The 13,838-nt window shown below is 37.7% G+C and carries 13 protein-coding genes; 3 read left to right on the plus strand and 10 right to left on the minus strand.

Features of this window, described 5'->3' with window-relative positions; translation table 11 throughout:
- Positions 1-31 precede the first annotated feature (31 nt).
- Positions 32-532 (minus strand): PepSY-like domain-containing protein, encoded by a 501-nt coding sequence (locus ACF3OC_RS14230; RefSeq protein ID WP_169715152.1) that lies wholly within the window; start codon positions 530-532, stop codon positions 32-34.
- A 199-nt stretch (positions 533-731) separates the two neighbouring features.
- Here ACF3OC_RS14230 and ACF3OC_RS14235 point away from each other — a divergent pair, with 199 nt between their 5' ends.
- Positions 732-1,373: an HdeD family acid-resistance protein gene (locus ACF3OC_RS14235; protein WP_318271343.1), complete on the plus strand. Its 642-nt coding sequence runs from the start codon at positions 732-734 to the stop codon at positions 1,371-1,373.
- A 54-nt stretch (positions 1,374-1,427) separates the two neighbouring features.
- On the opposite strand, the gene ACF3OC_RS14240 is transcribed toward ACF3OC_RS14235, so the two are convergent.
- From ACF3OC_RS14240 to folB, 6 genes are all read right to left on the minus strand, one after another.
- Positions 1,428-4,505, minus strand: coding sequence for an efflux RND transporter permease subunit (locus ACF3OC_RS14240; RefSeq protein WP_094256057.1), 3,078 nt, complete (start codon positions 4,503-4,505; stop codon positions 1,428-1,430).
- A gap of 17 nt (positions 4,506-4,522) precedes the next feature.
- Positions 4,523-5,575 (minus strand): efflux RND transporter periplasmic adaptor subunit, encoded by a 1,053-nt coding sequence (locus ACF3OC_RS14245; protein ID WP_094256058.1) that lies wholly within the window; start codon positions 5,573-5,575, stop codon positions 4,523-4,525.
- A gap of 5 nt (positions 5,576-5,580) precedes the next feature.
- Positions 5,581-6,942 (minus strand): TolC family protein, encoded by a 1,362-nt coding sequence (locus ACF3OC_RS14250; RefSeq protein ID WP_094256059.1) that lies wholly within the window; start codon positions 6,940-6,942, stop codon positions 5,581-5,583.
- Between the two features lie 33 nt (positions 6,943-6,975).
- A complete protein-coding gene (locus ACF3OC_RS14255; RefSeq protein WP_318271344.1) occupies positions 6,976-7,605 on the minus strand; it encodes a TetR/AcrR family transcriptional regulator in 630 nt (209 codons plus the stop codon).
- A 142-nt stretch (positions 7,606-7,747) separates the two neighbouring features.
- Complete coding sequence (locus tag ACF3OC_RS14260; RefSeq protein WP_392469532.1) at positions 7,748-8,191, minus strand: Hsp20/alpha crystallin family protein; 444 nt, start codon at positions 8,189-8,191, stop codon at positions 7,748-7,750.
- A gap of 191 nt (positions 8,192-8,382) precedes the next feature.
- Positions 8,383-8,751 carry a dihydroneopterin aldolase gene (folB, locus tag ACF3OC_RS14265; protein WP_094256061.1) on the minus strand — a complete coding sequence of 123 codons (369 nt, stop codon included), beginning with the start codon at positions 8,749-8,751 and terminating at the stop codon, positions 8,383-8,385.
- Positions 8,752-8,828: 77 nt separating this feature from the next.
- Between folB and ACF3OC_RS14270 the strand changes: the two genes are divergently transcribed.
- Positions 8,829-9,563, plus strand: coding sequence for a DUF1080 domain-containing protein (locus ACF3OC_RS14270; RefSeq protein WP_094256062.1), 735 nt, complete (start codon positions 8,829-8,831; stop codon positions 9,561-9,563).
- A gap of 61 nt (positions 9,564-9,624) precedes the next feature.
- Here the strand turns inward: ACF3OC_RS14270 and ACF3OC_RS14275 are convergent, their stop codons facing one another.
- From ACF3OC_RS14275 to ACF3OC_RS14285, 3 genes are all read right to left on the minus strand, one after another.
- Complete coding sequence (locus tag ACF3OC_RS14275) at positions 9,625-11,133, minus strand: carbon-nitrogen hydrolase family protein (protein WP_094256063.1); 1,509 nt, start codon at positions 11,131-11,133, stop codon at positions 9,625-9,627.
- Between the two features lie 302 nt (positions 11,134-11,435).
- Positions 11,436-11,753 carry a DUF3467 domain-containing protein gene (locus ACF3OC_RS14280; protein ID WP_094256064.1) on the minus strand — a complete coding sequence of 106 codons (318 nt, stop codon included), beginning with the start codon at positions 11,751-11,753 and terminating at the stop codon, positions 11,436-11,438.
- Positions 11,754-11,777: 24 nt separating this feature from the next.
- The gene (locus tag ACF3OC_RS14285; RefSeq protein WP_094256065.1) at positions 11,778-12,893 is read right to left on the minus strand and encodes a M42 family metallopeptidase; all 1,116 of its coding nucleotides are present in this window, start codon (positions 12,891-12,893) and stop codon (positions 11,778-11,780) included.
- Positions 12,894-12,987: 94 nt separating this feature from the next.
- On the opposite strand from ACF3OC_RS14285, the gene lgt reads away from it, so the two are divergent.
- Entirely contained in the window at positions 12,988-13,815 is an 828-nt protein-coding gene (gene lgt, locus ACF3OC_RS14290) for a prolipoprotein diacylglyceryl transferase (RefSeq protein WP_094256066.1), read from the plus strand.
- The last annotated feature ends 23 nt before the right edge of the window (positions 13,816-13,838 follow it).

A 13,838-nucleotide genomic window follows, 5' to 3' on the forward strand; every position in this document is an offset into this window, starting at 1 on the left:
TACGGAAGCTTTTCTATTATGGATATATTTATTATTTATCTACTCGCAAGAATTTACCGTCTAAATCGAAAACCAAATCAGTATCATTTGCTAACTCTACTGCCATTACATCAATTTCTTTATCTACAGATTTAATATTTTGTCCGGCATAATTGGCATTGATATACTCTTGAACAGATGCCGGTAATACAGCTAATGGAACAACTACGTTGTCTTTCGTACTGATTTCTCGCCATTCGCCATCCTTATCAAAATCTATTTCCGTCTTATCTGATAAATCAACATCGAAGACAGTACCATCCGAAACAGGACTTTGTTTATTTTCTACATGTTGAATCGTCGCATTTGGAAAATGCTCTTCAATAAATTTCTTAGCAACATGTGGCAATACATCAGCTGGATTATTTGCAGGAATTGCTCCTTCCGTTGAACCTTCTGCTATCGCCGAATCGGCTGCATTTGAATTCTTTTTATTCTGATTATTACAGGCTAACATTAAAAATGCAGCTCCTATGATCAATAGTTTTTTCATACTTACTCCTTTTTCAAACAAACAAGCATAGACAATTTTTGTTTGAAAGGAAAATTCATTAACCTCAATAATTAATATATCACAGGATAAAATGACCCTCATCATATTGGTTTAATATTTAAGAAAACTTAATGAAATTTGATTTGTATTAGGTTATAAATTAAAATCTAGATTATCATGCTACTTAAATCATACTATCATGGAAAATTTTCTCAAAACCATCAAAACCGCTGTTAAACAGTGGTATCTGCCCTTAATCGTAGGTATTATTCTTATTGTTCTAGGGTTTTATGTGCTATCAACACCAGTAACCTCTTTTCTAGCATTATCATTTGTTTTTAGTATTTCATTTCTATTCTCAGGCGTCGCAGAAATTATTTTCTCCCTCAATAATAAAAATGAAATTGATGGTTGGGGTTGGTATCTGACCGGCGGTATTTTAAATACCCTTTTCGGATTGTTACTATTGAGCAACCCAGCAATCTCTTTGGCAACATTGCCTTTTGTAATAGGCTTCTTCGCCATGTTTAAATCCATCCAATATCTATCCTTCGCTTTGGACCTCAAACAATACGGTATTAAGAATTGGGGATGGATCTTATTCTTCGCCATCCTTGGAATCCTGTTTAGTTTTATCCTCCTATGGAATCCTGTATTCGCTGGACTAACTATAGTTATCTGGACTGGAATGGCAATTATCTCAGCGGGGATAGCATCTTGTATCCTTTCGTTTCAACTGAAGAAATTAAAGAATATCTCCCAAAGGACACCAGAAGACTGGAAGAAAAGATATGAAGAATTAAAAGATGAATATTATCGATTCAAATCAGAAAATCCATAACAATTAGCAATAAAAAGGGCCGGTTAATATCAGATATCAATCGGCCCTTGATTTTTATTTCGTTTCTATTTGTGTTGAATTTTCCTCTTCTTCTATTTTTGGAGGAATTAATTTATAAATCACCGGTGTAACAATTCGTGATAATAATGTTGAACTAATCAATCCTCCAATCATGACGGTCGCCAATGGAGATATCAATGGATTAGATGACCAAGCGATCGGTAATAACCCTCCAATAGCCGTTAAGGTCGTTAGTATGATTGGAAGGAACCGAATCTCTCCTGCCTTCTCAATAGCCTCATTTAAAGCCATCCCCTCACGTCTTAATTGATTGGTAAAATCCACCAACAGAATTGTATTCTTAACCTCAATACCTGCTAGCGCAACAATACCAATCGTTGCAACAAAGGATAAGGTGTTTCCAGTCACTAACAATGCCAACACAGCACCCACTACTCCCAACGGAATAACAGATAACACAATCAAGGTGCTCTTAAAGGTTTTGAACTCCAAGATCAACACCGCAATAAACATAAAGACGGTAATCAAAATAATAGTCCCAAATCCACCAAAAGCCATCTCCCTACTTTCAACCTCACCCCCCATTTCATAGGAGTATCCTTCAGGGAATGGGAATTTATCCATTTGATCGATAACTGAATTGATGACTTCATCATTTCCATAACCCTTTTTCACAAATGAATTCACCGAAACCGTTCTGATTTTATTCTTATGATAGATATTCGACGGAGACTCCTCAAATTCCAAACTTGCTAACTGAGATAATGGAATTGAAGTCCCAGCTACATTATCAACAAATATGCCTTCTAATGTTTCAATATTCGGTTCACCATTGCGCGGAACAGTGACCATGATATCATAATCATTGTCATCCGAATTAGGATCAGTATAGGTTCCTACGCTATAACCAGATAAGGCAACTCGAATCGTTTGGTCAATAGAAGAGGTCGGAACACCCAAAGCCATTGCTTTCTCACGATTGATCTTAACCTTGATATCGGTCTTATTGTTCTTGATAGGATTATTCACATATTCCGAACCTTCCGTATTTCTCAATAAATCCTCAACCTTAAATGCTAGTGATTGTAAGGTATCCAGGTTTTCACCAAGAATTCTAACCTCAACCGGAGAAATAATAGGAACTCCCTGTTCAAAATCTCGAACTTCAACCTTCGCTCCTAAATAAGGTGTCCATTTGGCTCGCAACTGCTCAATTAAAGCAATCTTATCCTTGGACTTAATATCATCATGCAACTGAACAAAGATATCCGCATAGGAAACATCTTCACGTGCCTGTTGCATATTGTAATACACCCTTGGATTTCCTTTTCCTACATTGGATGTATAGTATTTCACCTCCGGAATTTGCTTCAACTCCTTTTCAATCGCCTTAGTAATACTATCAGTGGTTTGAATATTCGATTGAAGTGCAGAATTGATATGGATCATGAATTGTGGCTTCTCAGAAGCTGGAAATAAACTAAATCCTACGATTGGAATCAATGCCAAAGACCCTAAAAATATCGCCAACGCAATGATTGCCGTACGGCCCGGATGTTTTAAGGCTTTATCCAAAAATACACCATAAGACTTATGGATCACCTTCTGCATCCCTCTCAAAATCGCATTTCCACCTTCATGCTCATGTGGCTTCAAAAGTTTACTCGATAAGAATGGAACAACCAATAAGGCAATAAACATCGAACCTATAACCGATGAAATTACCGCAATCGGCATGCTGCGGATAAACTCACCGGCCATCTCCGGCATAAATACCAAAGGCATAAAGGCAATTACTAAAGTCACCGTACATCCCAATACCGCCAATGCTATTTGCTCTGTTCCTTTGATAGCCGCTTCGATCTTACTGTAACCTTCGCGCATCCAACGCTCAATATTCTCAACGACCACAATACTATCATCCACCACCAGTCCTAATGCCACCACAAATCCTACAATACTCAATTGATTCAACGAATAACCAAATGAATTCATGGCAATCAAACCTATCCCCAAGGATAATGGAATGGCTATCATAACAACCAAGGAAGCTCGCGTTCCTAATGGCAATAAGGTAAATAGCACCAAGAAAATCGCAATTCCAAAATCTACAGCCAAGCCCCCAAGACGCTTATTGACATTATTAGCCTGGTCAAAATTCAATACCAAGTCAATATTTTCTGGAAGTCCAGCTTTAAATTCGTCCAGAACCTTTTTATACTCCTTCTGGGTATCGGAGATATTCATTCCCTCCTTTTGAGCAGCATTGATCAAAATGCAATGAAAGCCATTTAGTCGGGTGATATGGTTGTTTATTCCAAAGGATGGATAAACATCAGCTACGTCTTTTAATAAGATATTTCGTCCCTGAGCACTGGATATTATCGTATTCTGAATATCCTCAATACTCTGATAGTTCCCCGAACTTTTCACACTGAAGGATAAGCTACCAGCATTTACGCTACCCGCAGGAATATTCTGATTCTCACTCTGAACAGCTTGAATAATTCTGTTCATCGGGATACCCAATTCCGCCAGCTTTGCCTGTTTTAAATCTATGCGAACCTGCTGGTCCGGAAGACCGGAAATCTCCACCGCTTTCAAGGCCTTCACCTTTTCCAACTCTTGCTTCAGCTTATCCGCATATTTCTTCATGCTACTTTGTGAAGCATTCTCAGAAATTAAAGCCGCCTGGATAACACTCACATTCGTAGGGTCGATTTTCAAAACCTCCATACTGTAGATATTATCAGGAAGCTCCGAACGCGAAGCATTCAATTCACGTACTAACTCCTGATATTTATCATCATAGTTTTGACCATATTCAAATTCAATAAAGAAAAAGGCAACACTATTATTGATGGTAGTTTTTATATCCTTGATATTGTCTAGTTCATAGAATCTAGCTTCCAAAGGTTTCACCACCAATTGTTCCATATCCTTCGGACTTGTCCCAGGATGCACTACCAACACCGGAAAGGATACTCCTTTCATATCAGGGTCTTCAGCTCTAGGCATGGTCATCATCGAAGTGATGGCCACCACCATGATCATCAAAACCATGATCATCGTAAATTGGTAATTCTTAATAGGATATCTTATTAAGCTCATGATTTCTGGTTATGATGTTATTTTTTGATTGTAATTGCTGATCCATCCAACAAATATGGACTGCCGGATATAATCAAGGATTGAGCATTCTCAAGCCCAGACTCTACCAACACATCATCATTCTCTATTTTGGAAACCTTAATTTTCTGACGCTTTGCCTTCTTACCATCTTCGGTGACAAAAACATAACCCTCACGACCATTGCCATCCAATAAGGCTGAGAATGGTATTCTCCATTGATTTCCTTCTTTCATTCCGGAACTTTGGATAATAGACTTCCCAAAAATTCCTGAAGCCAACTTATAACTTGGTTTTTCTTTTAATTCCAGGAATATGCTGAAGGTTCCGGATTGCGGATCTATCCCCTCAGATTTTTTTGCGACCACCGCATCCAAGGTATCCGTAGGCATCGCGTCCGTACTAATCTTGGCAGCATCACCAACTTTGATTTGGCTCCACTGCTGATCTCCAACACCTACTTTCAACTGCCATTTTGCATTCCCAGCACCATTCACTTGCAAGATTGGTGTTCCAGGCCCTACAACCTGACCTTCGTTCGCCATCTTTGCCAATACAAAGCCTGAAACCGGTGAATAAATATTTGAATATTGTTGATTAAAACTTACCGATTTCAAGTCCTGCTGTGCTAAATCCAATGCGGTTCTAGCGTTTTGCATCTGCTCCAAGGTTGCTACACTGTCTTTGTATAACTTGCTTGCCCGCTCATAATCTCGCCTTGCTTTCTCAACTGCCAATCGAGCCTGACCTGCTTTCGCATCCACCTCCGAACTTAAAACTGAAGCCAGCAATTGTCCCTTACGAACCGCATCGCCTTCCTTCACAGCTATCTTTGAAATAACTCCCCCATTCTTAAAACTCAATACCGTTTCATCATCGGTGGTAAATACGCCTGTCGCTTCAATACCCGTTTCGCTGGACCCTGTATTAATCGGCATCAACCTTACTGGGATAGTATCCTGAATAGCAAGCTCCGTTTTTCGCTCCGCATTTTTACAGCTTAAAATCAATGCTGCCGAAGCAAGTATTATAGTTATGTGTGTTAATTTCATGTTCTTTATTTTAGTGGGTATGATGCGTTTTCTCTTTCTAATTTAGCCATGGCCGATAATAGTTTAAAGGCTGCAATGTTATTCGCCATTTGGGAATTCGTGTATTGCGAACGGGCATCAATGGTTTCTATATAGGTGTTCACCCCTTCATTGAAGCCTCGTAATATTAGTCTTTGATAGGTTGAGGCGGCCTCCATCTGAACCTTCGAGCTTTCATAATTCTTCTGCATCGCTAGCAATTCATTCTTTGCCAGCGCAGCCGATAAGCCCAATTGTTGCTTCGCCTGATCTAATTTATTTTGTGCCTCCGCGACTGCAATCTCATTTTCCTGAATCTTTAACCGGTTTCTATTGCCTTGAAAAATCGGAAAACTCATTTGTGCTCCCACCATAAAATATTGTGAATGTCGGCTTACTCTCAATCCCTCGGCTTGCGAACCTAAATCCAAAAAAGCACTTACCTTCGGTACAAAAGCTTGCTTACTCATTTCTACCAAAGATTCCTGAATCGCAATATTACCTTCTAAAGATTTCAATTCCTCCCTGCCTTCGATATCAACTGATAACTCCCCAGTCTTCAAATCCCCTGACCTATCCTTTTCCAAATCATAAATAATCTCCGCATCTTCCGAACGGTTCAGCAAGGAATTGAAGTAATACTTTGCATTCTTAATTTGTTGATCGGCTTCTGCAATTTTTGATTCATGCTGCGCAATCTCCGCATCTGCCCGAATCACATAAGCTGGTAATCCCTTACCTGCTTCCAATAACTTCTGATTAACCCTTCTTCCCTCTTTAGCCAAGCCTAATGCATTAACATAAATCTCCTTAGCCTGTACCGCACTCAAATAATTGAAATAGGCTATCTTGATATCCTTGACCAACTCCCTTTTATATAGCTCAGTCTCTGTTTTACTCAACTCCACCATCTTCTCCCGAACAACCTTATTATGCTTGATATCTGTATTAATAATTGGAACCGAGGTTCTTACCTTGGCATCATAGTAATTCTTGGGCAAGAAGGTAATCTGCTCATTATCTATCTGAGGGAAATTATCACTTTGCGTCAACTGATTTAGCGTGGTATATACAGGATTCAGCATATCGCCGATGGGAAGATCAATGGATCGACCACCATCAGCATGTGAATAAGTAAGGTCAAAGGTTATATTAGGCAAATACATACTCTTGGCAACTTCAAGACCATTCATAGCTCTTTTCAGCGATAAATCCTTCTGTATAAGAACTAAGTTGCTATCCAAACCCTGCTTGACATATAGATCCAATTGAGGCTCCTGCGCAGACGCCAGCCTAAATGAACCAACAAGAGTTATGATAATAATAGATAGTGTGTGATGTAAATTCATTATTAACAGTGTTAACTATATGTTCAAAAAAAACTATTTCGATGAATTGATCAAACCGATTAAAATTTGAAATGAAGAATTCAACATCTCTTCCATTTCACCCGATTGACCAAATACGTCTGAGATACAATCCAAATGTTGGGTAATATGTAAGGAAACCAAACCATGTACTGAACTCCATAACTGAATGGTTATAAAAACAGGATCCATACCCTTAAAATAACCCAAACTTTGACATTCAACTATTGTATGCTTTAATAACTCAATTACCAATTCGCCTTCCACCCATGAATTATCCCCTAACTGTCCATTCAAAAAGGATAATGGCTCCCGCATCATAAACATAACTTGGTAATACTCTGGATGCGAGAAAGCAAATTTCATGTATATCCTGCCCAAGGCCTTCAACCGCTCAAAAGGATCTTCAACCGTCATCAATGGCATAAACTGATCCTTTAACATATTAAAACCTACTTGATGCAAGGCATATACTATATCACTCTTATCTTTATAGTATAAATAAATAGTAGTCGGACTAAACCCTATTTCCTTTGCAATCTTGCGAATCGATGTCGCCTCATATCCCTCCTGTACAAACAGCTTCTTGGCAGCCTCCAAAATCACAGTCCTTAAATCTTCCTTATGTTTTATTTTCTTTTCCACCTATAATATCATTACAAAAACAAAACTACTTAACAGTGTTAAGTAGTTTAAATGTTTTTTTCACAAAAGACATTATTATGACAATCCCATAAAAAAAGGGTAGCATTAAAATGCTACCCTAATCAACTAACCACAATTAAACTTACTTCACTTCAATTAATCTCTTTGCTACTTTCGCTTCTTCTTTCTTCCCAATTTTGATATCTAAAACCCCGTTTTCATAACTCGCGTCGATATTTGAATAATCAACAACTTCCGTAAGTGTAAATGATCTCGAGAAAGAAGTGTAACTAAATTCTTTTTTACTGTATACTTTACCCTCTTCTACTTTTTCTTCTTGTTTCTCTACAGAAATATTGATCACATTCTTATCAACATTGATCTTGAAATCCGATTTCTGTAAGCCAGGGGCAGCTACTTCGATGTTAAATGCCTCTGCTGATTCTGTAATATTTACCGCTGGAACGCGTGTTACTAAACGGTCCGTGATAAATGAATCATTAAATAAATTGTCAAACACGTTGTTTACAAATGGATTGACAGCATCTGTGTTGTAAGATTTTCCTGGTAACTTAATTAATGCCATGTTTAATTCCTCCTTATGTTTTATTTATTTTTTTCTTGTTATATCATCCTTTAATCAACTAACGTACCAAGGCCAGATAACATTATTCGCAAGACAATTTGTCTTGTAATAAAGAAATTAAACAGCCAAAATGACCGTTTTAATAAACTTAGGAAATCAGAATATTAGGGAATTAAGCTAGAAAGAACTAACTAATCTTTTGAATAAGAAAGGGATACGACAGAATTCGCCAGGTCACCTCCAAAAGGAGGATTTACTTTACGAATGGATACTTCAATTTGTTGAACATGGGAATATTCTTCAACAACTCTATTTAAAATATCCTCAGCTGCTGATTCGAGTAATTTACGACGCGGGCTCATCACCTCCACCAAGATGGCATACAACTCTTCATAATTAACCGTATTCTGAATCTCTTCTGAATCTGGATTATTAAAAGGAAAACTTACAGAAACACTTACAAAAAACTCATTACCCAAAACTTGTTCTTCTTCATAATATCCAATCGGAGAATAAAATCGAACTTCTTCCAGGGCTATTTTTTGCGTGATTGTGACCATTCTTACTAAAGTTTTATGAATTTGCTTATTAAAAATAATGTTTTTTCTTATATTACCATAACAAAATACTTAAACCGATGTTAAAACACTCTTTACTAATAGCATTATTTGCGGGCGTATCTTACGCTGGCGCTCAGACCAAATTCCAACCTCAGGATACCGAGTTTTATGAACCTGTACCAAGGGTGGTAAACACTAAAGCAAATGCAGCTCCTTCGGATGCCATTGTGTTATTTGATGGAAAAAATCTTACTGAATGGGTCAGCGATAAGGATGGTAGTAGCCAACCTCAATGGACCATTAACGATAATGTCCTGACAGTAAAACCAGGTTCCGGTGGAATACATACCAAAAAAGACTTCCAGGATTTCCAATTACACATTGAATGGAAAAGCCCTGAAACCATAAAAGGAGAAGGCCAAGGTAGAGGCAATTCTGGAATATTCCTGCAAGGGAAATATGAACTTCAGGTCCTTGACAATGACAATAACAAAACTTACACCAATGGTCAAGCAGGTAGTATCTATAAACAAAGCCCTCCCCTAGTAGAATCTAGAAAACCAGAAAGTGGATGGCATACTTATGATGTAATTTATACCGCACCTAGATTCAATAAAGATGGGCAACTGATCAAAAGAGGATTGGTGACTGTTTTGCATAATGGCGTATTGGTGCAAAACAATACTGAAATCCAAGGAACAACGGAATACATTGGATTACCTAAGATGCAAGCACATGGCGCGGGTCCTATTGGACTGCAAGACCATGGTGACTTGGTTTCCTTCAGAAATATCTGGATTAGAGAACTGTAGTTCTTGTATCAAGCATAAAAAAATGGGGTTAATTTGATTAACCCCATTTTTTTATGCTTGATTATTTCAACAACTTGACTTCATACAAGTCTTTTCGTCTATCTTTTAATAGCTTGACTGTACCGTATTCATGCAGATCCCGCAAAGCATATAAATCTACGTCTGCAATCAATACCATCTCGGTATTTGGAGTTGCTTCGGCTTTGATCGCATTATTTGGAAATGCAAAATCTGACGGTGTAAATACTGCTGATTGCGAATACTGAATATCCATGTTATTCACGCGTGGTAAGTTACCTACCGATCCTGCAATGGCTACATAACATTCGTTCTCAATTGCTCTAGCCTGAGCACATGAACGAACTCGGATATAACCGTTTTGTGTATCCGTCATATAAGGAACAAATAAGATCTGCATCCCTTGATCTGCTAAAATCCGACTCAACTCCGGAAACTCCACATCATAACAAATTAGTAATCCGACCTTGCCACAATCCGTATCAAAAACCTTCACCTCTGATCCGCCTACCAAGCCATAATACTTCATCTCATTCGGAGTAATATGAATCTTCTTATACTGATCCAAACTACCATTTCGATGACACAGGTAACTTATATTATAAAGTTTTCCTCTTTCCATGATTGGCATTGATCCCGAAATAATATTCACGTTATATGAAACTGCGAACTGCTGTATGCGCTCAACGATTTCCTTGGTATGTTCAGCTAATTTCTCCATCGCCAAACGCTCTGGCAATTCGTTGTAAGGACTCATCAACGGACTATTGAAAAACTCTGGAAACATAATAAAGTCTGTTCCATAATCACTCACTGTATCCACAAAGAACTCGATTTGATCATAAAACTCCTCTAAATCCTTAAATAAGCGCATCTGCCATTGAACCAATCCTAAACGAATCGTTTGTTTGGTTGCCGAGTTGGATGGCGCATCAGGCTCGTAATAAATATTATTCCATTCCAAAAGCGTAGCCACTTCCATCGATTCAGAATCCTCAGGAAGATAATTCTTCAAAATCTTCTTTACATGGAAATCATTGGACAATTGAAATGTTAAGGTAGGATCATATATTTCTTTACGTTTTACCTTCTCAATATAAGTCCTTGGAGTCATATTGTCGGAGTAGTTATGGTAATTCGGAATCCGCCCTCCAGCAATAATCCTTTGTAAGTTTCTTTGCTCACACAACTCTTTCCGCTGATCATAAAGCCTTCTTCCTAATCGAAGTGATCTGAAATCTGGGTGCACAAAAACTTCGATTCCATAAAGGGTATCTCCATCTGTATCGTGTTTATCAAATTTACCATCATCAATAATGGTGTAATACTTATCATAAACATTTGTTTTTCGAGAATTTAGGATAATAGATAATGCACAAGCAACAACTTTCCCATCTACCTCCACTGCAATTTGACCCTCAGGAAAAATATCTATAAGGTCAACAATATTTTCTTTCGTCCATGGATCGCCAAGACCATGATAAGCCTCCTCCATAGAATTCTTTAAATCCTTATAATCTTTTTTACTAAGGTTTCGTACTTTAATATCCATTTTTATTTGATTGAAATGCCAGAAACGGCAATATTATCATTTAATCAAATCCCATTCCAATTTTTAGCGTTTTTAGGGGAACTCTTTAATATGAGCCGATTATAAGAATTCCCAACCCTATTGTTACAGAAAATTCAGAAATCATGATTTATTGTATTTCAGTAAAAAACTTTAAAAAACAAAACATTCAGCAAATATTTTAAGAAAGCAACCTTAACGTTTTGGAATGTTTTCTTGATATTATGAAAACAAACAAAAAAGAGCTGCCGATGGCAGCTCTTTTTAAGTGCTATGAAATAATTTTAAGCTTCGCCTTTTGGAGTACCAAAGTTTAAAGGGTAAGGCATATCCTTTGGTTGGATAGTCCCATTTTGTCCTTCAAAACGGCTGATATTCTCCTGCAAAGCCTTCATTAATTGTTTTGCATGTTCTGGTGTTAAAATAACCCTGGACTTGACCTTAGCTTTAGGCACTCCTGGCATAATTCTAACAAAATCAACTACGAATTCAGTGTTTGAATGCGTGATGATCGCTAGATTAGAGTAAACGCCTTCGGCTACTTCTTCTGTCAATTCAATGCTTAACTCTTGTCCTTCTGGATTTAAATTAGGGTTTTCCATGTCTAATTTTTTGTGCTTTATATTTTATTTACTAAAAGTTCTAAAATCTTGATTTTTCTTAATGCTTAAGACCATCTCATAGATCAAACGAATAACATTATCCACATCATCTCGATGAATCATTTCAACAGTCGTGTGCATGTAGCGTAAAGGTAATGAAATCAATGCAGATGGCACTCCTCCATTTGAATAGGCAAATGCATCTGTATCTGTTCCTGTAAACCTTGAAGATGCTTGCCTTTGAATCGGAATATTATTCTTTTGCGCAACCTCAATTAATTGCTTGTTCAGATTAATTTGTACCGCTGGGGCATAAGAAACAACTGGCCCCTTGCCACATGCAAGGTCTCCCTGCGTAATCTTATTGATCATCGGTGTATTCGTGTCATGGGTTACATCCGTAACGATCGCAACGTTGGGCTTAATATAATTTGCAATCATCTCAGCACCACGCAATCCAATCTCTTCCTGAACTGAATTTACAACATATAATCCAAATGGTAATTTTTTCTTGTTTTCTTTTAGTAATCGAGCTACTTCAGCAATCATAAAGCCACCAGCACGATTATCTAATGCTCTACCTACGTAATAACGATTGTTTAAAATCATAAACTCATCCTCATAGGTAATTACACAGCCTACATGAATCCCTAATTCTTCAACTTCTTCCTTTGATGTACAACCACAATCCAAAAAGATATTCTTCAAGGTAGGGCTCTCCTCTTTTTCTCCGGAGCGGGTATGAATCGCCGGCCAACCAAAAACAGCCTTTACGATTCCCTTATCCGTATGGATATTGACGCGTTTAGAAGGTGCAATCTGATGATCTGAACCTCCATTACGGATTACATAGATCAATCCATCCTTGGAAATATAATTCACAAACCATGAGATTTCATCCGCATGTGCCTCAATGACTACTTTATACTCTGCCTCAGGATTGATGATCCCAACAGCAGTACCGTAATTATCAATATAGGTCTCATCAACAAATGGCTTGATATAATCTAACCACATGCGTTGTCCGCCCCATTCAAATCCTGTCGGTGAAGGATTATTTATATATTTTTCAAAAAAAGATAAGGAGGCATCTGTAACTACAGAAGCTTGCTCCTCTACTTTTGTTCCTTTCTTTGCCATAGTGTATTATTAATTCTCGCAAAATAAGTATTTCCGCTATTTTCGCAAAAATAAAATCCGAAACCTTATCTTTACCACACATTTTTATTACAATATGATCGATATTTTAAGTTTTATTACTTGGGGACCTGAGCCTGAAATCTTTAAAATTGGTTCCTTTGGCGTTCGTTGGTATTCTCTATGTTGGTTGTTGGCTTTCGTCGTTTCCTACTTCCTGATGCTAAAAATCTTCAAGAGAGAAGGGAAATCTCAAGAGTTATTGGATAAATTGACAATCTATATTTTCGTAGGAACCCTCCTTGGTGCTAGACTTGGACACTGTTTCTTCTATGATTGGGCTTACTATAAAGAGCATTTTATTGAAATATTTATCCCATTCCAAAAGGTTAATGGAGCTTGGGAATTAACAGGTTTCACAGGTCTCGCCAGTCATGGTGGAGCTATCGGAATTCTAGTAGCTCTTTGGCTTTTCTCTAGAAATACCAAAACAAACTTCATGTGGATTGCAGATCGGCTGGTATTGGTAGTACCTATTGCAGGAGCATTTATTCGACTTGGAAACTTCTTCAACTCAGAAATGATTGGTAATCCAACTGACCTCCCTTGGGCAGTCGTATTTACACATATCGATCAAATCCCTCGTCACCCCGCTCAAATGTATGAAGCAATCGCTTATGTCATAATTTTCTTCATACTCTGGGCTATGTATCAGAAAAATAAAGATCCTAAACCAGGTAAACTATTCGGAATATTCCTGATCCTGTTATTCGGTGCTCGATTTATTATTGAATACGTAAAAATCGACCAAGTAGCATTCGAAGCTGGTATGTTATTAAATATGGGACAAATACTAAGTATTCCTTTTATTCTGCTAGGTATCTTTCTGCTACTCAGAAAACCTCAAGAAAACAAAAAAGCTTAACACAATATAGCCCTGCAAAATTG

Source organism: Sphingobacterium cellulitidis, from assembly GCF_043187465.1.
Classification (GTDB): Bacteria; Bacteroidota; Bacteroidia; order Sphingobacteriales; family Sphingobacteriaceae; genus Sphingobacterium; species Sphingobacterium cellulitidis.

What these genes read in the sequence shown, in the direction of transcription:
- ACF3OC_RS14230 (WP_169715152.1), bottom strand. Translation starts at nt 532, where the DNA reads ATGAAAAAACTATTGATCATAGGAGCTGCATTTTTAATGTTAGCCTGT.
- ACF3OC_RS14235 (WP_318271343.1), top strand. Translation starts at nt 732, where the DNA reads ATGGAAAATTTTCTCAAAACCATCAAAACCGCTGTTAAACAGTGGTAT.
- ACF3OC_RS14240 (WP_094256057.1), bottom strand. Translation starts at nt 4,505, where the DNA reads ATGAGCTTAATAAGATATCCTATTAAGAATTACCAATTTACGATGATC.
- ACF3OC_RS14245 (WP_094256058.1), bottom strand. Translation starts at nt 5,575, where the DNA reads ATGAAATTAACACACATAACTATAATACTTGCTTCGGCAGCATTGATT.
- ACF3OC_RS14250 (WP_094256059.1), bottom strand. Translation starts at nt 6,942, where the DNA reads ATGAATTTACATCACACACTATCTATTATTATCATAACTCTTGTTGGT.
- ACF3OC_RS14260 (WP_392469532.1), bottom strand. Translation starts at nt 8,191, where the DNA reads ATGGCATTAATTAAGTTACCAGGAAAATCTTACAACACAGATGCTGTC.
- folB (WP_094256061.1), bottom strand. Translation starts at nt 8,751, where the DNA reads ATGGTCACAATCACGCAAAAAATAGCCCTGGAAGAAGTTCGATTTTAT.
- ACF3OC_RS14270 (WP_094256062.1), top strand. Translation starts at nt 8,829, where the DNA reads ATGTTAAAACACTCTTTACTAATAGCATTATTTGCGGGCGTATCTTAC.
- ACF3OC_RS14275 (WP_094256063.1), bottom strand. Translation starts at nt 11,133, where the DNA reads ATGGATATTAAAGTACGAAACCTTAGTAAAAAAGATTATAAGGATTTA.
- ACF3OC_RS14280 (WP_094256064.1), bottom strand. Translation starts at nt 11,753, where the DNA reads ATGGAAAACCCTAATTTAAATCCAGAAGGACAAGAGTTAAGCATTGAA.
- ACF3OC_RS14285 (WP_094256065.1), bottom strand. Translation starts at nt 12,893, where the DNA reads ATGGCAAAGAAAGGAACAAAAGTAGAGGAGCAAGCTTCTGTAGTTACA.
- lgt (WP_094256066.1), top strand. Translation starts at nt 12,988, where the DNA reads ATGATCGATATTTTAAGTTTTATTACTTGGGGACCTGAGCCTGAAATC.